General features: G+C 58.9%; 23 protein-coding genes. 5 read left to right on the top strand and 18 right to left on the bottom strand.

All coding sequences use genetic code 11. From position 1 onward, the window contains the following. Nucleotides 1-337 precede the first annotated feature (337 nt). On the top strand, nucleotides 338-2512 hold the full coding sequence (flhA, locus tag HEP82_RS11965) for a formate hydrogenlyase transcriptional activator FlhA (protein ID WP_192458290.1): 2175 nt from the start codon (nucleotides 338-340) through the stop codon (nucleotides 2510-2512). A gap of 137 nt (nucleotides 2513-2649) precedes the next feature. Next, on the top strand, nucleotides 2650-2829 hold the full coding sequence (locus tag HEP82_RS11960; protein ID WP_225622451.1) for a DUF1272 domain-containing protein: 180 nt from the start codon (nucleotides 2650-2652) through the stop codon (nucleotides 2827-2829). A gap of 429 nt (nucleotides 2830-3258) precedes the next feature. On the opposite strand, the gene fdhF is transcribed toward HEP82_RS11960, so the two are convergent. Both fdhF and HEP82_RS11950 read right to left on the bottom strand, forming a co-directional pair. Further along, on the bottom strand, nucleotides 3259-5409 hold the full coding sequence (gene fdhF, locus HEP82_RS11955; protein WP_192458288.1) for a formate dehydrogenase subunit alpha: 2151 nt from the start codon (nucleotides 5407-5409) through the stop codon (nucleotides 3259-3261). Nucleotides 5410-5445: 36 nt separating this feature from the next. Beyond that, nucleotides 5446-5988, bottom strand: coding sequence for a 4Fe-4S dicluster domain-containing protein (locus HEP82_RS11950; protein ID WP_192458287.1), 543 nt, complete (start codon nucleotides 5986-5988; stop codon nucleotides 5446-5448). Nucleotides 5989-6378: 390 nt separating this feature from the next. On the opposite strand from HEP82_RS11950, the gene HEP82_RS11945 reads away from it, so the two are divergent. Next, nucleotides 6379-7062 (top strand): GntR family transcriptional regulator, encoded by a 684-nt coding sequence (locus HEP82_RS11945; protein WP_192458286.1) that lies wholly within the window; start codon nucleotides 6379-6381, stop codon nucleotides 7060-7062. Between the two features lie 193 nt (nucleotides 7063-7255). Here HEP82_RS11945 and HEP82_RS11940 read toward each other — a convergent pair whose 3' ends face one another. From HEP82_RS11940 to HEP82_RS11900, 9 genes are all read right to left on the bottom strand, one after another. Beyond that, nucleotides 7256-8530, bottom strand: coding sequence for an aspartate aminotransferase family protein (locus tag HEP82_RS11940; protein ID WP_192458285.1), 1275 nt, complete (start codon nucleotides 8528-8530; stop codon nucleotides 7256-7258). Beyond that, nucleotides 8527-9576 (bottom strand): phosphotransferase, encoded by a 1050-nt coding sequence (locus HEP82_RS11935; protein WP_192458284.1) that lies wholly within the window; start codon nucleotides 9574-9576, stop codon nucleotides 8527-8529. Before HEP82_RS11935 ends, HEP82_RS11940 begins: the two co-directional genes overlap by 4 nt. Further along, complete coding sequence (locus HEP82_RS11930) at nucleotides 9569-10303, bottom strand: SDR family NAD(P)-dependent oxidoreductase (RefSeq protein ID WP_192458283.1); 735 nt, start codon at nucleotides 10301-10303, stop codon at nucleotides 9569-9571. Before HEP82_RS11930 ends, HEP82_RS11935 begins: the two co-directional genes overlap by 8 nt. A 248-nt stretch (nucleotides 10304-10551) precedes the next feature. After that, nucleotides 10552-11580, bottom strand: a complete 1029-nt coding sequence (locus HEP82_RS11925) for an ABC transporter substrate-binding protein (protein ID WP_192458282.1) — start codon at nucleotides 11578-11580, stop codon at nucleotides 10552-10554. Nucleotides 11581-12128: 548 nt separating this feature from the next. Next, nucleotides 12129-12608 carry a hydrogenase maturation peptidase HycI gene (hycI, locus tag HEP82_RS11920; RefSeq protein ID WP_192458281.1) on the bottom strand — a complete coding sequence of 160 codons (480 nt, stop codon included), beginning with the start codon at nucleotides 12606-12608 and terminating at the stop codon, nucleotides 12129-12131. Next, a complete protein-coding gene (locus HEP82_RS11915) occupies nucleotides 12601-13002 on the bottom strand; it encodes a formate hydrogenlyase maturation HycH family protein (protein WP_192458280.1) in 402 nt (133 codons plus the stop codon). The genes hycI and HEP82_RS11915 overlap by 8 nt, the downstream gene beginning before the upstream one ends. Further along, nucleotides 12999-13790 (bottom strand): NADH-quinone oxidoreductase subunit B family protein, encoded by a 792-nt coding sequence (locus HEP82_RS11910; protein WP_192458279.1) that lies wholly within the window; start codon nucleotides 13788-13790, stop codon nucleotides 12999-13001. The genes HEP82_RS11915 and HEP82_RS11910 overlap by 4 nt, the downstream gene beginning before the upstream one ends. Beyond that, entirely contained in the window at nucleotides 13787-14356 is a 570-nt protein-coding gene (gene hyfH, locus HEP82_RS11905; RefSeq protein WP_192458278.1) for a hydrogenase 4 subunit H, read from the bottom strand. Before hyfH ends, HEP82_RS11910 begins: the two co-directional genes overlap by 4 nt. 10 nt (nucleotides 14357-14366) lie before the next feature. Continuing rightward, nucleotides 14367-16043: a hydrogenase large subunit gene (locus HEP82_RS11900; RefSeq protein ID WP_407938285.1), complete on the bottom strand. Its 1677-nt coding sequence runs from the start codon at nucleotides 16041-16043 to the stop codon at nucleotides 14367-14369. Here HEP82_RS11900 and HEP82_RS20245 point away from each other — a divergent pair. After that, nucleotides 16022-16090 (top strand): hypothetical protein, encoded by a 69-nt coding sequence (locus HEP82_RS20245; RefSeq protein WP_407938284.1) that lies wholly within the window; start codon nucleotides 16022-16024, stop codon nucleotides 16088-16090. The two genes, HEP82_RS11900 and HEP82_RS20245, sit on opposite strands and share 22 nt — an antisense overlap. On the opposite strand, the gene HEP82_RS11895 is transcribed toward HEP82_RS20245, so the two are convergent. Genes HEP82_RS11895 through HEP82_RS11870 form a run of 6 tightly spaced genes read right to left on the bottom strand, consistent with a single transcriptional unit; the run spans nucleotide 16087 to nucleotide 23429 of the window. Then, nucleotides 16087-17703 (bottom strand): hydrogenase 4 subunit F, encoded by a 1617-nt coding sequence (locus HEP82_RS11895; RefSeq protein ID WP_192458276.1) that lies wholly within the window; start codon nucleotides 17701-17703, stop codon nucleotides 16087-16089. The genes HEP82_RS20245 and HEP82_RS11895 overlap by 4 nt on opposite strands. A gap of 5 nt (nucleotides 17704-17708) precedes the next feature. After that, complete coding sequence (hyfE, locus tag HEP82_RS11890) at nucleotides 17709-18359, bottom strand: hydrogenase 4 membrane subunit (protein WP_192458275.1); 651 nt, start codon at nucleotides 18357-18359, stop codon at nucleotides 17709-17711. A 9-nt stretch (nucleotides 18360-18368) separates the two neighbouring features. Further along, nucleotides 18369-19808 carry a hydrogenase 4 subunit D gene (locus HEP82_RS11885; protein ID WP_192458274.1) on the bottom strand — a complete coding sequence of 480 codons (1440 nt, stop codon included), beginning with the start codon at nucleotides 19806-19808 and terminating at the stop codon, nucleotides 18369-18371. 16 nt (nucleotides 19809-19824) lie between these two features. Beyond that, complete coding sequence (locus HEP82_RS11880) at nucleotides 19825-20772, bottom strand: respiratory chain complex I subunit 1 family protein (RefSeq protein ID WP_192458273.1); 948 nt, start codon at nucleotides 20770-20772, stop codon at nucleotides 19825-19827. 12 nt (nucleotides 20773-20784) lie between these two features. Next, nucleotides 20785-22806: a hydrogenase 4 subunit B gene (hyfB, locus tag HEP82_RS11875; RefSeq protein WP_192458272.1), complete on the bottom strand. Its 2022-nt coding sequence runs from the start codon at nucleotides 22804-22806 to the stop codon at nucleotides 20785-20787. After that, a complete protein-coding gene (locus HEP82_RS11870) occupies nucleotides 22803-23429 on the bottom strand; it encodes a 4Fe-4S dicluster domain-containing protein (RefSeq protein WP_192458298.1) in 627 nt (208 codons plus the stop codon). The genes hyfB and HEP82_RS11870 overlap by 4 nt, the downstream gene beginning before the upstream one ends. Nucleotides 23430-23886: 457 nt before the next feature. Between HEP82_RS11870 and HEP82_RS11865 the strand changes: the two genes are divergently transcribed. Continuing rightward, entirely contained in the window at nucleotides 23887-24153 is a 267-nt protein-coding gene (locus HEP82_RS11865) for a HypC/HybG/HupF family hydrogenase formation chaperone (protein ID WP_012764906.1), read from the top strand. Nucleotides 24154-24197: 44 nt separating this feature from the next. Here HEP82_RS11865 and HEP82_RS11860 read toward each other — a convergent pair whose 3' ends face one another. Then, nucleotides 24198-25181 carry a DMT family transporter gene (locus HEP82_RS11860; RefSeq protein ID WP_192458271.1) on the bottom strand — a complete coding sequence of 328 codons (984 nt, stop codon included), beginning with the start codon at nucleotides 25179-25181 and terminating at the stop codon, nucleotides 24198-24200. Nucleotides 25182-25267: the final 86 nt, after the last annotated feature.

Here is a 25267-nt window from a genome sequence, read left to right as displayed (position 1 = left end):
TATCTCAGTAACCTATTTTTTATTGAAAAATAAATGCCATAAATAACGTTATCCGGGCCTGTCTGTAGTGGTCGTGTTTTTTTATCGTTTTGTAATTGTTAATTGCGGTGCGCATGGCCGGTTGAAAACATTTCCGGTAACGCTAGAAACGGTGGCGATAAGTCAGGCTGTCGCCAGAATAAATAGTAAATAGGTCTTATTATTATCCAGGGTAACGACTTTACTATTCTTAAGCACGATACAGATCAAGCTATTGGTGAGGCGACGTGTTTTTTCCCCAGGGAACCCCTTACACTATTTTCCGTATAAAAGTGATGGAGATTGGATTGCGGTGGTTATGGCGACACGACTGACTGGCTCCCCATCTTGCCTTTCTATTATGTGGCAGGATGCCTTGCTGAAAGTTTCCCAGACATTGCTGCGACAGCGCAGCATTGAGGGAGTGCTGCAGGCGCTCGACGGATTATCGTTCTCTGTGGTGCGCTTCGGCCGCGTTAACCTGCTGTTGATGGATCCGCTGCATAATCAGATGGCGTTTTATCGTCACGACCGTGAATCAGCACGCACACAACTGAGCGACGAAAATGTTCTGCTGGCCGACGGGCCCGGCGGCATCGTATGGAGCACTCATGTGATGCTGCATTGTAACCGGCTGCATTTCCAGCGTGATTTCCCACATCTGGTCGAGCAACCGGCTTATGTGGGGCTGAGCGATTATTGCCAACTGCCGTTGCTGGGGCCACACCGGGTGCTGGGTGGCGTTGAGTTCATAAAAACCGACGGTAGCCAATTTACCGAAAGCGAAATCCAATTCTTTCAGTCGATTACCAGTGTTGTGTCGCTGGTGGTGGAAAATATCAACGAGCGCGAACAGACTCAGCGAGAAGAAGAACGTTTGCGCCAGGAGCGCGATCACTACCGTATCCTGGTGGATGTCACCAACACGGTTATTTCCCGTCTTGAACTAAAAGCGCTGGCGCTGGAAGTCTCCCGTGAAATTCACCGTTTTTTCGGCATCGATTTTATTGCGCTGGTGCTGAAAGAAGCGGAGGGCGACGACGCCACGCTCAAATATTTTGCGACTCACTATGCCGGAAGCGGCGCGCCCAAAACGGTGCAGGGTGATGTAGGGCGAGAGGAAACGCTGGCCGACGGCGTCATGCGGCATAATCAAGTGCAGTTGGTGAGTGAGAACGACATGCCGCGCAACGGCGAGCCGCGTTGTCTGGTGCAGTGGTTTGACGCTGGCCCCACCCATGCCTGTCTGCTGCCGTTGGCGTTCGGTAATCGCATGTTGGGGGTATTGGAGCTGGCGCACCGTGAACGCCTGGCGGTGAGCGATGCGGAGATTCGTTTGCTGCGGCAGATTGCAGCGCGCATCGCCATTGCATTGGATAATGCGTTGGCTTACGACCAGATATCCCGCCTGAAAGATTCCTTGATCCATGAAAATTTCTATTTGACGGAGCAGCTTACTGAGCGGATCCAGCATGCCGGCGGCGATGAATTCGGTGAAATCATCGGCCGCAGCGAGGCGATCCGTCGGGTACTGGAACAGGTAGAGATGGTTGCCTCCAGCGACAGTACCGTGCTGATTCTGGGAGAAACCGGCACCGGGAAAGAGCTGATCGCCCGGGCGATTCACAGTTTGAGCCCGCGTAAATCTCAACGCATGGTGAAGATGAACTGTGCCGCCATCCCCTCCGGCCTGCTGGAAAGCGACCTGTTCGGCCATGAAAAAGGGGCATTTACCGGCGCTACCGCTCTGAGGCAGGGGCGTTTCGAAATCGCGGACAAAAGCACGCTGTTTCTGGATGAGGTAGGGGATATCCCGCTGGAGCTGCAACCCAAACTATTGCGTGTTTTACAGGAGCGGGAAATCGAACGCCTCGGCGGCAGCAAAGTCATTCCCGTGGATGTGCGGCTCATTGCCGCCACTAATCGCGACCTTAAACAGATGGTGGCGGATCGGGAATACCGTAGCGATCTCTATTACCGTTTGAATGTGTTTCCCATCGTCATTCCACCGTTGCGTGAACGGCCGGAGGATATTCCGTTGCTGGTGAAGTTTTTCACCCGCAAAATCGCCCGCCGCATGAATCGCACCATCGACAGTATTCCTTCCGAAATACTGCGGCAGCTAAGCCGTTTGCCCTGGCCGGGTAACGTGCGCGAACTGGAAAACGTGGTGGAGCGGGCGGTTATTCTGACGCGCGGCACCACCCTCAACCTGCAAATGGATGAACTGCAGCACCACCTTTCGCCGCTGGAAGCCCCCAAACCGCATCATCATCGAGAGATTGAACCGCCGCCAGAAGCAGACGTGTCGCATGCGCTGGATGCAGAGGAAGAATCTGAGCGTGATCGCATTATCCGGGCGCTGCGCGATACCAACGGTATTGTCGCCGGCCCCAAAGGTGCCGCCGCTCGCCTAGGGCTCAAACGCACTACGTTGCTCTCCCGTATGCAACGTATGGGCATTTCCGCCAGAGAGATTGAAGATATTTCCTGATCCGCCGCCGGTTGGCGGGCAAACACGCCCACTTGTCCGTTCAGGGCGGGCCGATGTCCTGTTTTGGCCTGTCCGTTCGGTAGCGTCCGGTGTCATGATGACGATGGACGATAACCGAGGAGAGAATAGTGTTAGCGATGAAACCCCATTGTGAACGCTGTGGCAAAGGCTTGCAGACAACAGCTACAGACGCGCTGATTTGCTCTTTTGAATGTACCTTCTGCGCTGAGTGCGCTACGCATGTGTTGGAGACCACGTGTCCTAATTGTGGCGGTGAATGGGTGAGAAGGCCGACCCGACGTTTGGACAAGGATTAAACGGCCTCCAGGATTATGCGCCGCTGCGGCGTAAACAAGATGATGTTTTTACGACCTGGGGCAGCACTCGCTGGATTTGGCGGATGACGCGATGAAATCGTAGATGGCCGCTTCAGCAAGCGAACGGGGTTAACGTGTTTTTTCACCCTTCATCGCATCAAACTAGCCGATGCCAAGATAGCGGATGACGGCTATGGCGGGTATGCGGCGATGTTGAACACGCTATTCCGGGGCGAGTCCCGAACAGACTGGAAGCATCCACGGCGATTCGGTGTCGCCGCTGCCTGTTTGGGCTGGCGACTCTGCGGTTTGCGCCTTGCTGCACCGTGATATGATCGCCGGCCGTTGCCGAACATCATGGCGGGTGGCGGTTTGTGCTTCGAACAGCTCACACCCCACCGGTTGATCGGTGGGGTGTGTCCGGTTGGATTAACCTGCGACTTCCGCTTCTTTACGCAGACGCGCCTTCAGTGCGCTGTATTCCTGAACGACATAGTTTTCCGCCCAGTTCTGATCGGCGATAGCCTCCAGTTTCACGGCACAGTGTTTGTACTCCGGTGTTTTGGAGATCGGATCCACTTCATCCAGCGTCAGCTCGTTACAGGCGCCGATCCACCACTGGTAGGTCATGTATACCGCCCCTTTGTTAATGCGTTCGCTGACCATGGCACGACTGATCACTTTGCCGCGGCGGGAAGCAACCCACACCAACTGCTGGTCGCGCACGCCGAGAGCGGCGGCGTCTTCCGGGTTCATCTGTACATAGCCGGGTTCATCGGCCAGCGTCTGCAATGCGGTACAGTTGCCGGTCATGGAGCGGCAGGAGTAGTGACCTACTTCACGCACGGTGGAGAGCACCAGCGGATATTCGGCGTCGGTCTGCTCCATCGGCGGGTGCCATTCGGTGGCGAACAACAGCCCTTTGCCGTTGGGGCGGTCGAACTTGTTGCCGGCATACAGCCACGGTGTTCCTGGGCTGTCTTCGGTCAGACACGGCCAAGGCACGTAGCCCAGCCCGGCCATCTTGTCGTAGGTCGCACCGTAGTACAGTGGGCACAAATGGCGCAGCTCATCCCAAATTTCCTGGGTGTTGTTGTAGTGCATCGGGTAGCCCATGGCGGTGGCCATCAGGCTGATGATTTCCCAATCCGGCTTGACGTTGCCCTGCGGTTCCACCGCTTTATAGAAGCGCTGGAAGCCACGGTCGGCTGCCGAGTAAACCCCTTCGTGCTCGCCCCAGGAGGTTGCCGGGAAGATCACATCCGCCATCGCGGCGGTTTTGGTCATGAAAATATCCTGAACGATCAGCAATTCCAGTTCGGCGAAGGTCTGCCGCACTACCGACAGATCCGGCTCGGTCTGCAACGGGTCTTCGCCCATCAGGTAGTTGGCCTTGATCTTGCCTTCCTTGATCATGTGCGGTACGTCGGTCAGCGAGTAACCGATACGGTCAGACAACGACGGCACGCCCCAGGCTTTGGCGAACTTCTCACGCACGTCCGCGTCGGTGACTTTCTGATAGCCGGGGAACTGGTTCGGCAACGCGCCCATATCGCAGGCGCCCTGTACGTTGTTCTGACCGCGCACTGGGCCAACGCCGACATTCGGGCGGCCGAGGTTGCCGGTCAGCAGCGCCAGGCCGGACAGGCCTTTCACCACGTCGACTCCTTGCGTCCATTGGGTCACGCCCATGCCCCACAGAATAGTGGCAGACGGCGCAGCGGCGTACAGACGGATGGCTTCACGGATCAGTTGCGGATCGAGGCCGGTGATGTCCGCCACATATTCCGGCGTGTATTTCGCCACGATTTCACGGTATTCGTTGAACCCTTCGGTGTGCGCAGACACAAAGTTCTGGTTGTACAACCCTTCGTTGATCAGCACGTTGGCGAAGGCGTTCACCAGTGCCATGTTGGAGCCGTTTTTCAGCGGCAACCATAGATCGGCGATGCGGGCGGTTTCAATGTGACGCGGGTCGCAGACGATGATCTTGGCGCCGCGTTCTTTCGCTTTGATGATGCGGCGCGCCACGATCGGGTGGGAGTCGGCGGCGTTGTAGCCGAACACCAGAATGCAGTCGGTTTTTTCGATTTCGCAAATCGAGTTACTCATTGCCCCGTTGCCCAGCGTGACCTGCAAACCGGATACCGACGGGCCGTGACATACGCGAGCACAGCAGTCGATATTGTTGGTGCCGGTGACGGCGCGGGCGAATTTCTGCATGACGAAATTGGTTTCGTTGCCCGGGCCACGCGAAGAGCCGGTGTGCATGATGGCGTCCGGGCCGTATTTTTCTTTGATGGCTTTCAAACGGGAACTGGCGAATTCGATGGCCTCGTCCCAGGACACTACTTCAAACGGCGCGCCTTTCTGACGGCGGATCATCGGCTGTTTCAGACGCGGGGTCAGTAACTTGGTGTCATTAAGGAAATCCCAGCCGTAATAGCCTTTCAGGCACAGCTCGCCTTCGTTGGTGAGGCCGTTGGCCCCTTCGGCGCCAACCACTTTGCCATTTTCCACCAACAGGTTAATTTTGCAGCCTGACCCGCAGTAGGGGCAGACGGTAATCACTTTCTGCATGACATTGCTCTCCTTCAGCGTACCTTGATGGCACGGTCAGAATTTCATTTCCGCGGCTTCGTCTAATGCTGCGCGCCGCTGTTTACGTTGGATCATTTCCTGAATGTCATCGCGGCTTATCAGGTGCAGGGCTTTGGTCGGACAGACTTCGACACAGGCCGGCCCACCGGCGCGGCCTTCGCACAGATCGCATTTATGGGCTTCGGCCTTGATGCAATTCCCCAGGGTTTGATAATGGCTGATACGCGCCACCGGTTTACTGATCACCGTCATGGCGCCGTAGGGACAAGCCACCACACAGGTCTTACAACCGATGCATTTTTCCTGCTGCACCTTGATATGATCGCCGGCATGCACAATCGCGCCGTTCGGGCAAACATTGGCGCAGGGGGCATCTTCACAGTGACGGCACTGGATAGTGGTACTGACGTTCAGGCCCTTCACCACTTTCAGTCGGGGGGTGAAATGCTCCGGCGACAACGACGAGGGATTACCATCGCTGTGGGCCAACACGCAGGCGACCTCACAGGTGCGGCAGCCGATACATTTCCTGGGGTCTGCTAAAACGAACCGGTTCATGACAAGGTCTCCTTCCGCGGCTCTGGTTGAATGTCGGGTTTGTCGACAGCCCGGGCCGCCGACACATCGCCACACATAAAGCAGGGTTTATGCCAGAATAAATGCTTATAGATTAATCAATTGATTTTTATGAAATTAAAATTTATTTTTGCCGGAATCTGGACGATTCCCTGTCACGGTGACGACGGCCAACGACGGCGTTCGGCAGATTTGACGACGGAATGATGTCGAGGCGCCGTCGGTGGAGAGTGTCCTTTGCCCGCGGCGCGCCGTCGACATGATTTATCGCGGTCAGTGTTGTATTGTCATGGGTTGGATGCCGCCGATGGCGGAATACGACGAAGAGCCTATTCCCATTAGGTTCCTCAGTGATGACGAACGGGAGACAACGTGAATTATCCGATTGCGTCGATTACTCGTACCGGGCTGAGCAACAGCGTTTATGCCACCTTGCGGGATGCGCTGATCACCGGGCGCTTTAAACCTAACGATCGCCTGCGGATCCGCGAGCTGGCGGCGCAACTGGGCACCAGCGTGACGCCGGTGCGGGATGCCATTTTGCAATTGGCGAAGGAACAGGCATTGGAGCTGCGTACCCCGCGGGATATCCGTGTGCCGGAACTGACGCTGGAGCAGTATCTGGAAATCCGTATGCTGCGCATTGCTATTGAAGGCATGGGGGCGGAAAACGCGGCACGTTGCGTGACGCCGGACGCACTGTCGCAGGTGGAAGTGAATATTGAGCAGAATGTCGAGGCGGTAAAACGTGGCGATCTGGCGGATGCGTTGCGCCTGAACAGCGAATTTCATCTGCTGCTGGCCCGCACGGCGCAAATGCCGTTGTTGTGCAGCTTTATCGACAGTTTATGGATGCGTACCGGGCCGTTGATCGCTCAGGCTTACAGCCATTTTTCCGAACGGATGGCGGTGGGGCATCACCGCGACGTGTTGGATGCCCTGAAGGCGGCGGATCCGGTGGCGGCGCGGCTGGCGATTCAGGCGGATATTCAGGATGGCCACAATAAGATGATCGAATTTATCACCGTCGCGCGGCAGGAAAGCGCGGCGGGCTAATCACGCGGGACTGGCCACGGCGCCGTTTCAAGGAACGATAGCCTGAATCCGCTGCCGTCTGCCGTTAAGTTGATTAAGCGGAGCGACGCGATGCAGCGGCCTGGCGGTACGCCGTATTCTTACGGTTGTCCTGTCGATATCAAGTGTGAACATACCGCGTCGGTGGCTTCCGCCGGGCCCGCTTAGGGCGCATCTATAACGCCGCCATCACCGTATCCAGGTTGTCGAGCAAGATATCGGCATGTTGCTGAGTGAACACCAGCGGCGGCCGGATTTTCAGGATATTTCCATGCGGGCCGGTGGCGCTGATCAATACGCCCGCCTGACGCATACCGTTTACCAGCCTGACGGCGTCATCGGTGGCGGGCTGTCGGCTTTGTCGGCTTGTCACCAGTTCCACGCCGATGAAAAAACCGTAGGCGCGAATGTCGCCTATCCGCTCATGGCGTTCGGCCAGCCGTCGCAGCCCGGCTTCAATATAGCTACCCACATGCGCCGCATTTTCCTGTAGCCGATCGCGACGAATGATGTTCAGTACCGTATGCGCTGCCTGGCAGGAAACCGGGTTGCCGCCAAAGGTATTGAAGTAGCGTTGAGCATGGCCGAAGGCATCGAACAATGCCGGTCTCCCCACTACCGCTGCCACCGGATGGCCGTTGCCCATCGGTTTGCCCATGCTGACCAGGTCGGGCGTCACGCCGTAACGGGCGAATCCCCAGCGATGCGAGCCGGTACGGCCGAAACCGGCCTGAACTTCGTCAGCGATATACAGGCCGCCTGCCGCGCGCACCTGCGCGACCACCTGTTGTATTTCTTTCGCGTCGGCGCCGAAGATGCCATCGCTGGAAAAAAGGGTATCGAACAACAACGCGGCGGGGCGGATGCCTTGCGTTGCCATGTCCTCCAGCGCCCGGTTTACGCTGGCCAGCATCTGGCCGGGGGCGTGGCGATAACCGTCCGGCGGATCAATCAACCAGACATGCTCGCCACGCGGCGTACCGCTGCCCAGCGAGGGCGACAGCCCCGCCAACAGGGACGTAACGCCATGATAAGCCCAGCGGGTCACTATGATGCCGCGGTTGCCGGTGGTCTGACGCGCGATGCGCAACGCCAGATCGTTGGATTCGCTGCCGGTGCAGGTCATGGTGATATTACCGAGTTCGTCAGGGAATTCCTGTAGAAAGTCCTCGGCGAAATCCAGAATGGCGTCGGTGATATAGCGGGTATGGGTGTTGAGCGTCGCGGCCTGACGAGCGATGGCCGCCACCACTTCCGGGTGACAGTGACCGACGGACACGACATTGTTGTAGACATCGAGGTAACGTTTGCCGTCGGCGTCGTACAGCCAGACGCCTTCGCCGCGCACGGCGTGTACCGGTTGTTGGTAAAACAAGCGATAACCGGCACCAAGCAGCCGGTGTCGACGATCCAGCATCGCGTTTGTCGATGATGTGATGGACGCAGTCATGATGCGGGTTCCTTATGGCAGGCCAGCAACAGTTGGTTGATGAATTCATCAAGCGGCAGGCGGCTGAGGTACTGCAAGCTAAGCCAGGCGGCATTGAGATGACGGCAGATATAATCGCGGTTTTCCGGATACAGGCCGCTACGCCACTGAGTAATGGAAATGGTGAGGATCAGACGAGCGGCGATCAGGCAAGGCAGTAGCCGGATTTCCTGCTCGGTCAGCGGTAACACCGCATGATAGGCGGCCACGAACGGCAGTATCCATGCCAGCGGCTGGGTAGTATCGCCGATCTGATACGCCAGCGCGGTCGCCAGCTCGTTAATCAACGGGGCGCAGAGTGCGTCGCCGAAATCGATAATGCCGCATACCCGCATATCCTGAGCCGGATCCGCCAATACGTTATGCGGGTTAAAATCGTTGTGGATCGTTTGTGTTCTCAGGCAGGACAACTGTGGCGCGACGGTGTGCTCCCAACGGTTCAGCCACACCTCAACCAGTTCCCTCTGCCGGGGATTGCTGATGCTATCCAGCCAGTCATAGGCTCGGTGCATACGGGTGATATCCCACAGCAACTCGCGTTCAGCGGCCGGGTGGGCGAAGCTGCGTAACGCGAGATCCAGACGCGCCAGTGTTGTGCCCAGGTTGGTAGCCAGCCGGGTATTTTTTTCGATGCGGTACAGCGGCAGCCCGTCGCTCCAGGAGATCAGTCGGGCGTGAAACGGGTGCGAGGCCGTATGCAAAACCGGTGAGACATCGCCCTGACAATCCGGCGCAACGCGCGGTATCGGTAGGGTCGGATCCTGTTGCGCCAGATGCAACAACAGTTGTGTCTGAAAATCCCGCACCTCGGCCGCTTCTGCCGGATTAATGAATTTCAGCATGTAGCAGCCGCGTTCGGCGGTGACAAGCTGGAAGTTGGCGTCACGCTCGCCCGGCAACGGCAGAATATCGCCGTCCAGCCCATAGCGGGAACGGGTGAAGTCTTGCGCCTGACCAGCGGTAATACGGGGAACATCAGTGGTGAACAACGCCATGGCGTCAGACATGCTGCCCTCCGTTAACATGGATTTCTGCGCCGTTGACGTAGGAGGCGCCGTGTGTGCAGAGGAAGTAAATCAGCGACGCGACTTCTTCCGGTTTACCGAGCCGTCTCATCGGCACGGTGTGATCCACAATGTCTTGGGTACCGGGTGACAGAATCGACGTGTCGATTTCGCCGGGGGCGATGGCGTTAACCCGGATGCCGAACTTACCGAAATCGTGCGCCATTTCCCGTGTGAGCGCCGACAACCCGGCTTTTGAGGTGGCATAGGCGACGCCGGCGAACGGATGCACGCGGGAGCCGGCTATCGAGGTCACATTGATGATGCTGCCCTGCGCAGTGCGCAGTTCGTCGAACAACCCGTTGGCCAGAATCGCGGTGGAAAACAGGTTGACGTTGAAGACTTTTAGCCAGGTGGCGTAGTCGGTTTCGCGGACGCCAAGCCGGGCGCCGTCATCGCCTTTAGGAGAGATGCCGGCGTTGTTGACCAGTGCATGCAGTTGTCCCCCTAACCGTTCCTTGATCATGGGCAGATTGTCCTGTAGCGCCTGGATATCTTCCAGATCGAGGTGAATGTGATTCAGCAGTCCTTCCGCCCAGGGGCAGTCCTCGACCCAGCTTTGCCGGGAGGCGGTGAAGATTTTCCAACCGGCGGCGTGAAAATGTTTCACCGTCGCGTGGCCGATTCCCCGGCTGGCGCCGGTCAATAATAGCGTTTTGTTGTCGGACATGATTCACCTCAATATATGATGCATCATAAAATAGCGCAATTCAGTGTGAAGGCAAACTGAATTTGTCGCATGCGCGACTACCTGGTGCTGGACGTAGCGAATCCGCCACCGGATCCTGCTACCTGCGCTCTGCGCTACATCGGTTTGGGGCGGATGTCGTCATTTTTGTCGTCGTGACGGGCACGGGGAAATGCGAACCCGTGCCGCCAATGATGAGTTTCCGGCGCTCCGGAAACTCAGCGAGGGGATTATTTGTCGGCCCAGACGTTGAAGCGCTGTTCCAGTTCTTCACCATGATCAATCCAAAATGCGGTATCGATATTGACCGACAGTTCCAGATTCTTCGGGTTGGTGGGCAGGTTTTCCGCCACTGCCGGGTCAAGCTTGAGCATCGCGCCTTTGTTGGTCGGGCCGTAAGGGATGGTTTCGGCGAACACGCGCTGGTTTTCCGGCTTATTGGCGAAGGCAATAAATTGTTCCGCCAGTGCCTTGTGTTTGGTGCCTTTCACAATGGCCCAGCTATCAAGGTCATAGAGGCTGTCCCGCCAGACGATATTGAAGGCATGGCCTTCTTTTTGGGCGGCGGTGACGCGACCGTTATAGGCGGAGGTCATCACGACATCACCCGACACCAGCCACTGTAACGGTTGCGCGCCGGACTCCCACCATTGAATGCTGGGTTTGATCTGATCGAGTTTTTTGAACGCCCGGTTAACGCCTTCCGGGGTCGACAGTACCTTATAAACGTCCTCACGCTTGACACCATCCGCCAGCAGCGCGATCTCCAGCGTGAATTTGGCGCTCTTGCGCAACGCACGTTTCCCGGGGAACTCGTTGATATTCCAGAAATCCGCCCAGTCTTTCGGGCCGTTTTTCAACTTATCGCTGTTGTAGGTCAACACGGTCGACCACAGGAAAATGCCGGCGCCGCACTCGGACGTCGCGCCTTTGACGAAGTCGGCTTCATTACCGAGCTTTTTCCAGTCCAGTGATTCGAATAACCCCTCGTTGCAGCCGCGCACCAGCTCCGGGCTTTCCACTTCTACCACGTCCCAACCTACCTGACCGGTCTGCACCATGGCTCGGATCTTGGCCATCTCACCATTGTATTCACTGGCTTCGACGCTGCCTAAACCCGCCTGTTTAAATGGCGCATAGAACGCTTTCTGTTGCGCTTCTTTATTCAGGCCGCCAAACGAAATAACGGTCACGCTTTCTGCCTGAGCGGCAAGCGAAGCGCCGAACAGGCTGACAACCAGTAGTGTTTTGTTGAGCATGCTGCTTTCCTCATGGTGTGTAGTTACGCTGTTTTTATATATGATGCATCATGTATGCCAAATTGGAAGCGATAGCATGAATATGAATCAACGCATTGTTTTTAAAATAATCGTGATGAATTTATCGCAAGGGATGGCCGTCAGTTGTCGCGTATTCTGCCGGTCTGGAGGGCGGTGTGCACCACGCGGGTGAAAAACGTGGCGGAACGCGACGTAAAGGGAAAACCCGCACGAGCATGGTCAATTGATGAGCACGGCAGTAAAAAAACGATGACATGAGCCTGATACCGAAATGGCTCAGCGCGCTTGTTAAGCGGCATAACGCTTAACAAAGATAAAACGCCAACCGGGATGCGGTGGATTGCGGCTGAGATCGGTTCCGGTAGCAGAAGGAGAGGGAAACGTCATGTGGCGTTTCCCCTGAAGCGCAGATAGCGCCGGCGCTGGCGACGTCACCTGGCCACATCGGTCATGATGTTGAAAGCATGTACGCACAGCATGACATTAAGAACGCGGAGATAACGCACGCTCGGCGTCAATGGCCCGATTTATTCCAGCGTCGCGAATCCGCCATGTCCTTCCCAGCCTTCAAGACGTTGATAAAGATGCTCCACCGCCTGGGTGACTTCCGCACCGATGGGAAAATAGAACGCCACCAATGCCGGCTGAATGCCGACGAAAATCACCTCGGGAATGTCTTCCTTCAGGCTATCGATCAGGTAGTTCAACGGCATATTGTGGGTATTCATCAACAGGTCGTCGGCGATTCTGTCCGGGTTGACGATGCGGATCTCGCCCGGCGCCAGCCCCATATCGGTGGCATCGACTACCAGCAGGCGTTGCGGTTTCAGCTCCCGCAGCGTATGGGCAGCATTTTCCGGGATGGCGCCGCCGTCAATGACCGACCAGCCGGGAACCGGTTCTCGAGTCATGCGCTCCGCCAGCAACGGCCCAGCGCCGTCGTCGGCCATCATGGTGTTGCCGACGGTCAACACCATATTCTCGGTACGTAACGGGTGTTCAGTCATCAATACGTTTCACCATGAGATAAAGCGCCGGTTCCCGTTGCATCGCTGCCAGATTATCCGTCAGCGTTTGGGTCCATTCCGGGTATTGATCTTGCCCGGCGAGCGTGGAAAAAGCGCCGCCCAGCAGGGCGGCATGTGTCTGGTCGATGGTGATTTCGCCAAAGCGCAGCAGGCCCAGCATTTTGCGCTTGGCATCACCGTCTTCCAGTTGACCCACCCAGCCTTCGTAGTCCGCCAGCGGGCACTCCAGTACCCGCTTCAGGCAGTCGATCACGCCAACGTGGTGGCCAATGGCCAGTGAGTAATACATCACCTGCTGGGCTTGCTCCGGCACCTTGTCACGGCTGTCCAGAAACTTCTGGTTCAGCGCATAGAACATGACTTTCGCGTTCATCGGACGATCGCTCCGCTCAGCATCGCGTGGTAGATCTGCAACAGCTGGCCGACGATCTCCGTCAGGCGCGGGTCGTTATGCTGCTGCAGCCAGCTGTCCACCCGTTGTTCAAACCCGGCCAGCGGCTGGTTTTCCAGTAGCCCCAGAAACCGATCGCTGATTTCGCGGCCCTGACGATAGCCCGCCATCCGCCGGGCTTCCCGCTCTAGCAGTACCCGCAGATCGGGCGGTACGTCGGGGTGGATCAGCGCGGCTTTTTCGTCCTCGCCCTGCTGGTGGCTTTGGCCGTGCAGCTTCTGCTCCAGCAGGCCCAGCGCCACGGCGAACCCGTAAATGGTCGCCGCCGGCGTCGGCGGACAGCCGGGGATATACACGTCGATCGGCACGATTTTATCGCTGCCGCCCCACACGCAGTACAGATCGTGGAAGATACCGCCGCCGCAACCGCACGCACCGTAGGAGATACAGATTTTCGGATCCGGCGCCGATTCGTAGGCGCGCAGCGCCGGGGTGCGCATAGCGCGTGTGACCGCGCCGGTGAACAACAGAATGTCGGCGTGGCGCGGTGACGCCACCACTTTGATGCCGAAACGCTCGGCGTCGAACAGTGGGGTGATGGCGGAGAAGATCTCGATCTCGCAGCCGTTACAACCGCCACAGTCTACGCGGTAGACATACGCGGAACGCTGGATGTCCTTCAGCAGCGTTTTTTTCAATTGTTGGGCTTGCTCGTCCAACGTGATCGGCGTGGTGCGGTAGTGGTCGGCGCCGTTGGGCAGCATACTCATGACGGATTCCCCTCTTTGTGGGCCGGGGTCGGCAGGTGGTGGCTCAGCATGACGTTGCCTTTGTTATCCATATTCTTTTTGCGTTTGCAGTCCGGGCAGGTTTCAAACTGGCTGCGGCGGGACTCCACCTCGCTTTCCGACAGCCCCGATTGCACCAGCAACGCCATGGTGTATTCCACCTCTTTGTGCGGCGCGAACGGCCGATGGCAAACACGGCACTCCAGCAGGCGGAAGGTCGCTCGCTGGTAAAGGTCGGCCTTGTTGGCGACCGCCATTTCAAACTCCTGCGACAACACGATGGCGCGAGTCGGGCAGACTTCTTCGCAGCGACCGCAGAAAATGCAGCGGCCGAGGAACAACTGCCAGATGCGCTCGCCGTTATTGAGGTCGTTGTCCATGGTCAGCGCATTGGCCGGGCAGGCCATGGTACAGGCGGCGCAGCCGATGCATTGGGCCGGGTCGTACTCCGGTTTGCCGCGGAACCCCGTCGGGACCTCCAGCGGAGCGAACGGGTATTTCACCGTGCTGTTGCCCGCTTTAAGGATGGTTTTAAACAGTTTCAGCATGATGCATCCCTCATTTCAGCGGCGAACGGGTACGTTCTAGTCCGTAGCGTTCCAGTTCTTTGTACGGCACGGTGGTGATCTTCTCTTTGCGTACATCCACCAGCGTGACACGGTCGGTACAGGAGTAGCACGGGTCGAGGCTGCCGATGATTAGCGGCGCGTCCGATACCGTGTTGCCGCGCAGCATAAAGCGCAGTACCGGCCAGTTGGCGTAAGTGGCGGCACGGCAGCGCCAGCGGAACAGCTTCTGGTTATCGCCGGTCATACTCCAGTGGATATCCTCGCCGCGCGGCGCTTCGGTAAAGCCCAGTGCGAACTTGTGCGGCCGGTAGTGAATATGCTCGTTGAGGATCGGCCCGCCGGGCATGTTGTCCAGCCCGAATTCGATCATCGCCAGTGAGGTAAAGACTTCGCGCACCCGCACCAACACGCGGGAGTACACGTCGCCGCCATCGAGGTGGTGCAACTCCATCGGCAGGTCGAGATAGCCGGCGAACGGATGGTCGACGCGCACGTCGCGGTTAAATCCGCTGGCGCGGATCATCGGCCCCACCGGGCTGTAATCGCGCGCCACCTGCCGATTCAGCACGCCGATGCCTTGGGTGCGTTGCGCCATATTGGCGGTGTTGAGCAACATATCGGTCAGTTGCGTGACCTCTTCGCGCATTTCGCGGATCAGCTTGATGGTCTTCAGCCGGTCTTCTTTGAGGATGTCGCGGCGAATACCGCCGATCAGATTCAGCCCATAAGTCTTGCGTGCGCCGGTGAGCATCTCGGCAATTTGCATTGATTTTTCGCGCACCCGGAAGAACTGCATAAAGCCGGTATCGAAGCCGACAAAGTGGCTCGACAGCCCGATATTGAGCAGGTGGCTGTGCAGGCGCTCCACTTCCAGCAAAATGCTGCGGATGGTATGGGCGCGGGCCGGCACCACGACGCCGAGCGCGTTCTCGATTGACGAGGTGTAGGCCACGCTGTGGGTGAAACCGCAGATGCCGCACACCCGGTCGGACAGGAATGTCACTTCGTTGTAGCCCATGCGGGTTTCCGCCAGTTTTTCCATGCCGCGGTGGACGTAGAACAGGCGATAGTCGGCATCGATGATCTGCTCGCCGTCGACGAACAGCCGGAAGTGGCCCGGCTCGTCGGAGGTAATATGCATCGGGCCGATCGGCACCACGCGAGTATCGCCGGTAGCGTCGTTGACGAAGGTGTAGGACTCGTCGTCACGGGTGGGCGCGGGGCGCTGACGGTAATCCATCGCGTCCTTGCGCAGCGGGTAGAGTTCGTCCGGCCAGTCGTCCGGCAGCACCAGTCGACGCTCATCCGGCAGGCCGACCGGGATCAGCCCGTACATGTCGCGCACTTCGCGCTCGCCCCATACGGCGGCGGGCACGCGCGGCGTGACCGAGGGGAATTCCGGCACCGTCGGGTTAACCAGCGCCTTCACCACCACCCAGCACTTCTCGCCCTGTTCCATCGACAACACGTAGTAGACGGCAAAGTGGCCGTTAAGGGAGCGTTCGTCGTTGCCGAACAGCACCGACAACCAGCCGCCGTGCTGGTAATAGAGGTATTCCACCACTTCCGGCAGCGTATGCAGCTTCACGGTAATCGTCAGCTGATTGCTGGTCTGCCGCTCTTCCTCCAGGATCGCCGTGGGGAATTTCGCTCTTACCTGAGCAATATAGCTCGCGCCCAAGGCATCGGCGTTTTGCGCGGGGGTTTGATTAATCACGGTACATCTCCTGACGGGAAGGGGTTAACGATGAAACAGGCGCTTGCTCCTGAGGGGCAGCGCGCAGGCTCAGCGACGGCCAGCCGAGCGGGGCCGCCTGGCCGTCGGCGCCCGGCGCGGTGTTGAGCACGATGGCGGTGGCTCGCTCCAGCAGTTGCGTCACCGGCTGCGGGATGCGGGTGCCCATCACCAGCATCAGCACCAGCAGGATCAGCATGGGAGCGGTGGTCAGCCAGCCCAGTTCGCCGCGGCTGACGGCCTCCGGCTTGCTGCCGAGGACGGTCATCGCCACCATGCGCACCAGCCCGGCCAGCACCACGGTCAACAACGCCAGCAGCAGCAGTGTGAGCGGTAGCTGCCCGGCGTGGATCCCGGCGGTGACGGTCATGAACTCGCTGAGGAACACGTTGAACGGCGGCATGCCGCCCAGCGCCAGCGCGCCACCCGCCAGCAGTGCGCCGGTCAGCGGCGCCACGCGCAGAATACCTTTCACTGCATCCATATCGCGGGTGCCGTATTTCAGCAGCACGTTACCGGAACCGCAGAACAGCAGGGTTTTCGCCAGGCTGTGGTTGAGGGTGTGCAGCAGCGCCGCCAGAATGCCGAGCGGCCCGCCGATGCCGAGCGCCACGGCAATCAACCCCATGTTTTCCACGCTGGAATAGGCCAGCAGACGCTTCATATCCCGTTGTACCAGGATCAGGAGCGCGGCCACGGCCACCGACAGCAGGCCAAACACCAGCAACAACCGTTGCGGAAATTCCGGCCCGATGGCGGCGCTGATCAGAATGGTGTAACGCACGATCACCAGCAGCGCACAGTTGAGCAGCACGGCGGAAAGCATGGCGCTGGTGGGGCTGGGGGCTTCACTGTGGGCATCCGGCAACCAGGCATGCATTGGGAACAACCCGGTTTTGGTGCCGAAGCCGATGAGGATAAAGATAAACGCCAGATGCATCAGCGTACTGTCCAGCTCACCGGCGTGTTTCAGCACTTCCGTCCAGAATATAGCGTTGCCCGGATCGGTCATCACGTTGGCGGCGTTGGCGTACACCAGCACCGTACCGTACAGACCGAAGGCCACGCCGACGGTACAGATGATGATGTATTTCCAGGCCGCTTCCAGCGAGGAGCGCTGCCCGTACAGCCCGACCAGAAACGCGGAACTCAGCGTGGTGGCTTCAATCGCCGCCCACATCAGGATCAGGTTGTTGCTGGTGATCACCAGCAACATGGTGAACAGGAACAGGTGGAAGAAGCCGTAGTAGTAACACAGCGTCGGGAGGCTGATTTCGCCGCTCTCCAGTTCATGACGCATATAGCCCATGGAGTAGAGGCCGGTGATAAAGCCGATCACGCCGAGGATCGCCAGGAACAGCGCACTCAGGCTATCCAGATGTAGCCAGCGATTGGCCGCCAGCAGTTCGCCCTGCTGGTAAACGCTCCAAACGGTAAATAGCGTCACCGCCAGCAGCGCAACAATGCCGATCAGGTGAACAGCCGTCACCAGAGTGCGTGCGGCGCCGCCGGTAAAGCGGCTGACGAAGGCCAGCAGCGCCACCACCAGCGGGGTGGCGAGCAGGGTGATAAACAGATCCAGTGTAGCCATGACAGTCACCCTTTCAGTGCGGTCAGTTGCTGAACGTCCAGCGTGTTCAGCGTTCGGTGGATTTTGCGCGCCATCAGCGCCATGACGATCACGGCGAAGATGGCGTCGGTGGCGATGCCGATTTCCACCAGCTCAGGTGCGCGGTAGGCCAGCAGCGCCAGCGTCAGGTGCGCGCCGTTCTCCATCAGGCAGTAGCCGAACACCTGCTTGAGGATATTGCGCTGGCTGACGATGCACAGCAGGCCGATCAGGAAATGGCCCAGCGACACCGCCAGCACCGGCTTCAGGTTGCTGACTATCGGCAATTGCACCGGCGCTACCGCAAAGTAGCTCACCAGGACGATTAACGTGGCGATCAGGATCAGCGTGGCGGTGCTGAGCACGCCGCCGTCGGCGTTAGGATCCGAAAGCCGGCGGAAAGCGCGATACATGATGGCGGGCACCAGAATGACCTTGGTGACGAACGCGGTCAGCGACCACAAATAGAGCTCATGGGAGCCCAATAGCCCGCCCAGTGCGACGAAGATCAGCACCAGTACCAGTGACTGCAACGCATACAGCCAGGCGGAGACGGTAGGTTTTCTGGCGGCGATCACCAACAGCGAGGTGATGATCAACAGACCGGCCAGATTGTTGACAAGCAGTGATCCAGTCATAGTCGTTCCTTATTTCAGCCAGAGTGCGGCGATAACGCTCGAACACAGCGACATCACGATCAGCACCAGCAGTACGATATTCATGGACGCAGGCACCGGCGTGGCGCTGGCCACTTCCTCGGACGGCTCGCCCGGCACGGTACGACCAAACCAGTAGAGGAACCAGGCGAAGCTGGCGACCGATTCCACCAGAGCGATCACCAACAGCGGCAGCAGCCAGACCTGTTCGTGCGACAGGGCGAACCCGGCGGCGAACAGCGGAAATTTACTGAAGAAGCCGTTGAACGGCGGTACGCCGGTGATCGCCAATGCCGCGACACAGAAGCCGATGCCCAGCAACGGCAGCCGCTTCATCATCCCGCGCAATTGCGGCAGCATACGAGTGCCGCAGCTGTAGCTCAGCGCGCCTGCCACCAGGAAGAACAGGCTTTTGGCGTAGGCGTGGTTGAAGATGTAGGCCATGCCGGCGTCGAAAGCCATGCGCGATCCGAAGATGGACAGCGACAGCGCCAGAAAGATGTAGGAGAGCTGGGTGATGGTGGAGTAGGCCAGCAGCCGTTTCATGTCTTTCTGCGGCAGATACATCAGGAAACCGTACACCAGCGTGATGGTCGCCATGATGGCGCCGACCCAGCCGATAACGTGCGGCACATCGCCGGCGGAGAGGATCGCGCGGGCAAAGATATACACCCCCACTTTCACCATCGACGCGGCATGCAAGTAAGCACTCACCGGGGTAGGCGCTTCCATCGCGTCCGGCAGCCAGACGTGCAGCGGCAACTGGGCGGATTTCCCCCACGCGGCGAACAGCACGCCGCCGAACACCACAATCTTGCTGGTGTCATCCAGCTGTGCGATGGCGCTCAGCGCGAAGGTGCCGGTGGTGGCGAACAGCCAGGCGGCCGCCAGATACAGGCCGATGGACGCGACGTGAGTCACCAACAGCGCTTTCAGCGCCGAACGTAACGACTTGGGTTTCTGGTAATAACCGATCAGCGCCCAGGAGCAACCGCCGGTGACTTCGAAGAACAGCAGTTGTCCCAGAATGGTGGACGACAGCGTCAGCCCGGCCATCGCGCCGATAAACACCAGCAGAAACGCATAGTAGCGATTACTGCCGTCGTGCGGGTGCTCGCGGTTGCCCAGCGTCAGGTAGCCGCAGGAGTAGAGGCTGACCAGAAAGCCGAGCGAAACGACGGCGAAACCGATCAACAGACTGATGCGATCGAACACGAAGCCGAACAGATCGGTCTGGCCGTAGCGGTAAAGCGTGAACACCACGTCTGTTTTACCGTTATTGAAATAGGCGCAGGCCAGCGCCGCCATACCGAGCGTAGCCAGCAGTGCAAACAACGTACACAGGACTTTGGCCATTCGCTGCGGCATGAAGGCGATCAGCAGCGCGCCGAGAAACGGCAGCAGCAGGGTCGCAAGGGCAATATTCTCCATGATGGATGCCGACTCCTTATAGACCGGTGAGGTAGAAAACGAACGCCAGCGCCGCAACGCCGAAGCCCAGCCAGGTAACGCGCCCGGTTAGCAGGAAACGTCCGCGCGCCAGACTGTTTTCAATCAGCGCGGCGATGACGAACACCACCACCAGTTTGACGAACAGCAGTAGCGTTCCCCACAGCAGACCGGCGGCAGAAAAGGCGGCCGCCTTACCGAACGGGATGAAAATCGACAGAAACAGCGCGGCGACCACCACCTGCTTGAGGCTGATGCCCCATTTCACCAACGCCAGCCCGGCGCCGGCGTATTCGGTCAACGGCCCTTCCTGCAGTTCCTGTTCCGCTTCCGCCACATCGAACGGGATTTTCCCCATTTCGATGAAGGTGGCGAAGGCGCAGGCCAGCAGCGCCAGCCCGGTAGCGGTGGGCGACGCCCAGTTACCGCCGGCCAGATGCTGGCTGATGTTGCCGATGTTGGTCGAACCGGCGATCAACGCCACCACCAACAGGGCGAGCATCAGGATGGGCTCCACCAGAATACCCAGCGTCAGCTCGCGGCTGGCGCCGATGCCGGCGAAGGTGCTGCCGGAATCCAGCCCTGCCAGCGAAAAGAAGAAACGAAACACCGCGAACAGATACAGCAGGGTGATCACATCGCCGCCGGCGCCAAACGGCGAAGCATCGGTCACGGCCGGTAGCGTCATCGCCACCAGCAGCATGGTGCCCAACAGCACGAACGGCATCAGACGAAATACGCCACCGCTGTGTTGGGGGGCGACTTCCTGACGACGCAGCAATTTGAACAGGTCGCGGTAGTCTTGCAGAATGCCGGGGCCTTGACGGGAGTGCATTTTGGCGCGGATCACGCGGGACATACCGGACAGCAGCGGAGCTGCCGCCATCATGACCACTGCCTGCAACAGCGCGCAGGCGAGGGGAATCAACAAGGCGGTTTGTGTCATGGCTCTCTCTCCTTAAACCACAGTGACCAGCATCAGGATCACCAGCGCGGCGACCACATACAGGCAGTACACCCGAAAATCGCCATGCTGGATCCACTGTGCAGTACGGCTGAGACGCTGCACACCGCGCACAATCGGCATCACGATATGGTCGTCGAACACCGGTTCGGTGCTCGCGGCGGCCTGCGTGGTACGCTCCAGCGCACGTTGCATGGCGGGCGCCGGGTCGAGGGTTTTACGCATCTTGTAGAGCGGCGCGAACATCACCCGCAGCGGTTGGGTAAAGCTGCCGGCGGAGGCGGACATGGCGGATTCATAGCCGTAGCCGCAAGCCCAGGGGGTTCCTTTTTGGCGAAAACCCAGTCGTGGGCCGCGCAGCAGGCTGTAGATCGCCAGCGGCAGCAGCGGCAGTGCCAGCAGCAGGATGAAGATCAACGGGGTATCAAGCGTGGTCTGGCGGCTGTCGCCGGGGAAGACCTGGCTGCCTTGTGCTACCGCGACCGCGCTGGTGTGCGCCAGATCAGCAGCGATGCCGGTGATGATGGGGGAGACCAGACTGGCGCCGATGCCGAGCAGTACGCACAACAGCGCCAAAAGCAGCATAGCGACGGTCATCGGCCACGGTACTTCGCGCGCCTGAGCGGCTTTTTCGCTACGCGGCGCGCCGCAGAAGCTGATGCCATAAACCTTAACGAAACACATCGCCGCCAGTGCGCCGGTAATCGCCAGCATGACGATAGCGATGGGCGCCGCCAGTTTCATGCCGATGTCGCCGTCATGGCTGAGGGTGAACAGCGACTGATAGGTAAACCATTCGCTGACGAAGCCGTTGAGCGGCGGCAACGCGGAGATGGCCATACAACCGGTCAGAAACGCCAGCGCGGTACGCGGCATCAGACGCGCCAGACCGCCCATTTTTTCCATATCCTTGGTGTGAACACGGTAGATCACCGCGCCGGCGCCGAGGAACAGCAACCCTTTGAACACCGCATGGTTGAGCAGGTGGTACAGCCCGCCGAGCAGGCCGAGCAGCGCCAGCAGCGGATGGTGGGTGGCGATGCCGATCATGCCGACGCCGACGCCCATCAGGATGATGCCGATGTTTTCTACCGTGTGGTACGCCAGCAGCCGTTTGATGTCATGCTCCGCCAGAGCGTACAGCACGCCCAGCACCGAAGAAACGGCGCCGAAAGCCAGCACCACGACACCCCACCAGGCTTCGGTGGCGCCCAGCAGATCGATACCGACCTTGATGATGCCGAAGATGCCGATTTTTACCATCACGCCGGACATCAGTGCCGATGCATGCGACGGCGCAGCCGGGTGTGCGCGTGGTAGCCAACCGTGCAACGGCAACATCCCGGCTTTGGCGCCGAAACCGAAAAACGCCAGCAGGAAGACGACGGATGCCTGCGGTGCAGACAGCGAGGCTTGACGAAAGTCGGCGAAGTCGAGGCTGTTGCTGTGACGGTAGAGCAGGAAGAAGGCCATCATGATCAGCACCGAACCGGCGTGCGCAATCAGGAAATACAGCAGCCCGGCGCTGATGGCTTCCTCGTCCTGGTCGGAAATCACCAGGAAGTAAGAGCTCAGCGACATCACTTCAAACAGTACGATGAAGTAGAAGGCATTATCGACCACCACCAACGCCACCATCGATGCGATAAACAGGTTCATGAAGAACCCCATCGCCCAGGCGCCGCGCCCGCGGTATTCCTGCAGGTAAGCCAGCGAGTAGAGTGCGGTGACGATCACCAGCAGCGAAATCACCAGCACCATAAAGGCCGCCAGCGCATCCACACGCAGCGTCAGATGCGCGAAGGCATCGAACGGCCCGCTAAAGACGGCGGTAACGGCGGCGCCGCCGAGCAGAATCGGCAACGCCGCCGCTACGCCGGCGCAGCCGCCGATAAACGCGCACAGGCCGCTGGCGCGGATCGCCAGTGTTTCCTGACGGCACAGCAATAATGACAGCAGCGCGCCGGCCAGATAGAACGACAGCGACAGCCCCAGCCATTCCAGAGTGGTCATCATAGTTTCGGCTCCCGTTGATGGTTCGTTGTCGGGAAGGGGTCGTTGCCGGCCGGCCAGACCGCCGCCTGCATACGCTTGGCGGCGACGGCGTTGTCCAGTTCCGTATCGTCAATCAGGTAGAGCGCCTGGGTGGGACAAACGCGGACGCATTCCGGCCCTTGTTCGCTGAAATGACACAAATCGCATTTCACCGCGATGCTGCGTATCCCGGCGTTCCAGGACAGCATGGGATGAATGGACGAAACGCTGACCGGCACATCGGACAACAGCGACAACGGAATGTGCTGGTCGAAGGTTTCCGGCGTGGACAACGGCTTGCTGCCGGATGGCGTAATCGCGCCAAACGGACAGGCAATCGCACAGAGTTTGCAGCCAATACAGGCGTTCTCATCCAGCATTACTGCATGATCTTCATGCCTGATGGCATTGACCGGACACACTTTGGCGCAAGGCGCATCTTCGCAGTGACGGCACAACACCGGCGCGGTGCCGCCGGCATCGCGTTCCACCGTCAGTCGCGGATGGGTTTGCAGACCCTGCTGTCGGTGCACCTGTGTACAGGCGGCCATACAGGTGTTGCATCCGATACAACGTTTTGGCTCCGCAATGACGAAGCGGTTCATAGCCATACCCTCCGGGGTGATAATGAATGTTTTACCCCGGAAAGCATTTTTCATGCCATAAGAAAAATATTGGAATTATATTAAATAAATTCAATCGGTTAATTGTTTTTTGTTGTGAGTTTGACGTGTCTGCTCGGCGGTGACTCGACATTAGTGACGACGTTTTTTCCGGCATGCGTCGCGTTGCGTCGTCACTGTCGACAGTCGACGAGTTTTCATTGCCGAGCGGAATTCGGCCGTTTTCGTATCATGTCGACACTTTTGACGAGCCTGCGGCTAGCGGCAGCTGGCGGTGGGTGCAGAATGGTCGTCGCGTGGGAAAGGGGCGGAATGAAAGTCCTGACAAATCAGGCATCGACACCATTACCCTGTTGCGATCAACGTCGCTGGCACCGAATTTGCTTAGGCTGGCATATCATTTTGAATCAGCAATGCGATGAACAGGGAGCAACCGGCTATGTGCCTTGGTATACCGGGTCAGGTAGTGGAGTGGGCGTCAGAAGAGCAGCAACTGGCGTGGGTGGATGTCTGCGGCGTGCGGCGAGAAGTCAATGTAGCGTTGGTGGCGGGCGACGAGGCGCTGCTCGGCTGTTGGGTGTTGGTTCACGTTGGGTTCGCCATGAGCCGGTTGGATGAGCAAGAGGCGCGCGATACGCTGGACGCGCTCAGGCAGATGGAGGAGGTGGAGCAGGATGTTTCCGCATTTCTGTCTCAGTCGGCATAAATGGCGACCGACGCGCTGCCCTGCGCGTCGGAGGAGTGTGAGTGTCAGCATTCGCCGGTGCGGGCGTTTGGCGTCGGCTTTTCCGGCTGTTCCACCGGCTGCGGTTTGAGCCGCATGGCGTAAATCACGCCGACAATCAGACACAGGATGCCCGCCAGCGCCATCAACGGCGGCCATGCCTGGCGCAGCAGAAAGGTGTACGCCAGCGCCGACAGGGTTTCGAACACCAGCAATGGCCCCACCAGTACCGTCGGCAACCGCTGGCTGGCGGCATTCCAGCAGAGTGTGCCCAGCCAGGAGCTGAGTAACCCGATCGCGATCATCAGTGCGATGAACACCCACGGGTCAGGGCCAAACGGCAATGAAAACGCGGGTGCCGTCAGCGCCAGATAACCGTTGACCAGCACAAACCCCGCCAACGCCAGCGGTAGCGTCATGATGCCTTGCGCAGTGGCCCAGGTGGCGGGATGGGTGGCCGGATTTTGTTTCAACCAGCGAGCGTTGCGCAGCGGGTACCAGGTCCAGCAGGCGAGCGCCAGCAGCGCCAGCGCAATACCGGAGAGATAATGGCTGAGCGAGGTCGGGGCCGTCAGTTCACGTTCCGCGATGTTCACCAGCAACAGCCCGGCAGCGATGGCCAGCAGTGCCGGCGCCAGACGTTTCCATGACAATTTCCCTTCGTGACGGCTATAGAGCAGATTGGCGCTGACGGCCATCACTACCGGCAATGTACCGATGATCATGCTGGTGACAGGCGCGCCGGTGCGTTGAATGGCGCTGGCTAAAAACAGGTAATACAGCAGGTTGCCCACCGCCGCTAGCTTCAATGCCTCCAGCCAGTCGGCGCGCTGAAGTTGGCGCAGACGTGTTCTGTCGAGCCACGCCAGCGGCAGCGCCACCAGCCCGAATGCCAGATAACGCGCAGTGGACTGTAACGCGGCGGGATAATCCGCCACCAGTAACGGTGCAACAAATACCAGCCCCCACATCAACCCGGCGGAGAGCGCGAAAAAAATACCGCTTAACATAACTGACCCGGTTAGCCTGAATTCGTGTACATCAATGCCGCTCAGTATGCCTGAGTGCCGATAATAACGGGATTCGACGATTTAAT

The organism is Musicola keenii, assembly GCF_014855505.1.
Lineage (GTDB): Bacteria > Pseudomonadota > Gammaproteobacteria > Enterobacterales > Enterobacteriaceae > Musicola > Musicola paradisiaca.
The sequence above is the reverse complement of the archived record's forward strand: the minus strand, read 5'-3'. Positions and strand labels throughout refer to the sequence as shown.

Excerpts from the sequence above, each read along its gene's own strand:
- flhA (WP_192458290.1), top strand. The coding sequence starts at position 338 with ATGGCGACACGACTGACTGGCTCCCCATCTTGCCTTTCTATTATGTGG.
- HEP82_RS11960 (WP_225622451.1), top strand. The coding sequence starts at position 2,650 with ATGAAACCCCATTGTGAACGCTGTGGCAAAGGCTTGCAGACAACAGCT.
- fdhF (WP_192458288.1), bottom strand. The coding sequence starts at position 5,409 with ATGCAGAAAGTGATTACCGTCTGCCCCTACTGCGGGTCAGGCTGCAAA.
- HEP82_RS11950 (WP_192458287.1), bottom strand. The coding sequence starts at position 5,988 with ATGAACCGGTTCGTTTTAGCAGACCCCAGGAAATGTATCGGCTGCCGC.
- HEP82_RS11940 (WP_192458285.1), bottom strand. The coding sequence starts at position 8,530 with ATGACTGCGTCCATCACATCATCGACAAACGCGATGCTGGATCGTCGA.
- HEP82_RS11935 (WP_192458284.1), bottom strand. The coding sequence starts at position 9,576 with ATGTCTGACGCCATGGCGTTGTTCACCACTGATGTTCCCCGTATTACC.
- HEP82_RS11930 (WP_192458283.1), bottom strand. The coding sequence starts at position 10,303 with ATGTCCGACAACAAAACGCTATTATTGACCGGCGCCAGCCGGGGAATC.
- HEP82_RS11925 (WP_192458282.1), bottom strand. The coding sequence starts at position 11,580 with ATGCTCAACAAAACACTACTGGTTGTCAGCCTGTTCGGCGCTTCGCTT.
- hycI (WP_192458281.1), bottom strand. The coding sequence starts at position 12,608 with ATGACTGAACACCCGTTACGTACCGAGAATATGGTGTTGACCGTCGGC.
- HEP82_RS11915 (WP_192458280.1), bottom strand. The coding sequence starts at position 13,002 with ATGAACGCGAAAGTCATGTTCTATGCGCTGAACCAGAAGTTTCTGGAC.
- HEP82_RS11910 (WP_192458279.1), bottom strand. The coding sequence starts at position 13,790 with ATGAGTATGCTGCCCAACGGCGCCGACCACTACCGCACCACGCCGATC.
- hyfH (WP_192458278.1), bottom strand. The coding sequence starts at position 14,356 with ATGCTGAAACTGTTTAAAACCATCCTTAAAGCGGGCAACAGCACGGTG.
- HEP82_RS11895 (WP_192458276.1), bottom strand. The coding sequence starts at position 17,703 with ATGGCTACACTGGATCTGTTTATCACCCTGCTCGCCACCCCGCTGGTG.
- hyfE (WP_192458275.1), bottom strand. The coding sequence starts at position 18,359 with ATGACTGGATCACTGCTTGTCAACAATCTGGCCGGTCTGTTGATCATC.
- HEP82_RS11885 (WP_192458274.1), bottom strand. The coding sequence starts at position 19,808 with ATGGAGAATATTGCCCTTGCGACCCTGCTGCTGCCGTTTCTCGGCGCG.
- HEP82_RS11880 (WP_192458273.1), bottom strand. The coding sequence starts at position 20,772 with ATGACACAAACCGCCTTGTTGATTCCCCTCGCCTGCGCGCTGTTGCAG.
- hyfB (WP_192458272.1), bottom strand. The coding sequence starts at position 22,806 with ATGATGACCACTCTGGAATGGCTGGGGCTGTCGCTGTCGTTCTATCTG.
- HEP82_RS11870 (WP_192458298.1), bottom strand. The coding sequence starts at position 23,429 with ATGAACCGCTTCGTCATTGCGGAGCCAAAACGTTGTATCGGATGCAAC.
- HEP82_RS11865 (WP_012764906.1), top strand. The coding sequence starts at position 23,887 with ATGTGCCTTGGTATACCGGGTCAGGTAGTGGAGTGGGCGTCAGAAGAG.
- HEP82_RS11860 (WP_192458271.1), bottom strand. The coding sequence starts at position 25,181 with ATGTTAAGCGGTATTTTTTTCGCGCTCTCCGCCGGGTTGATGTGGGGG.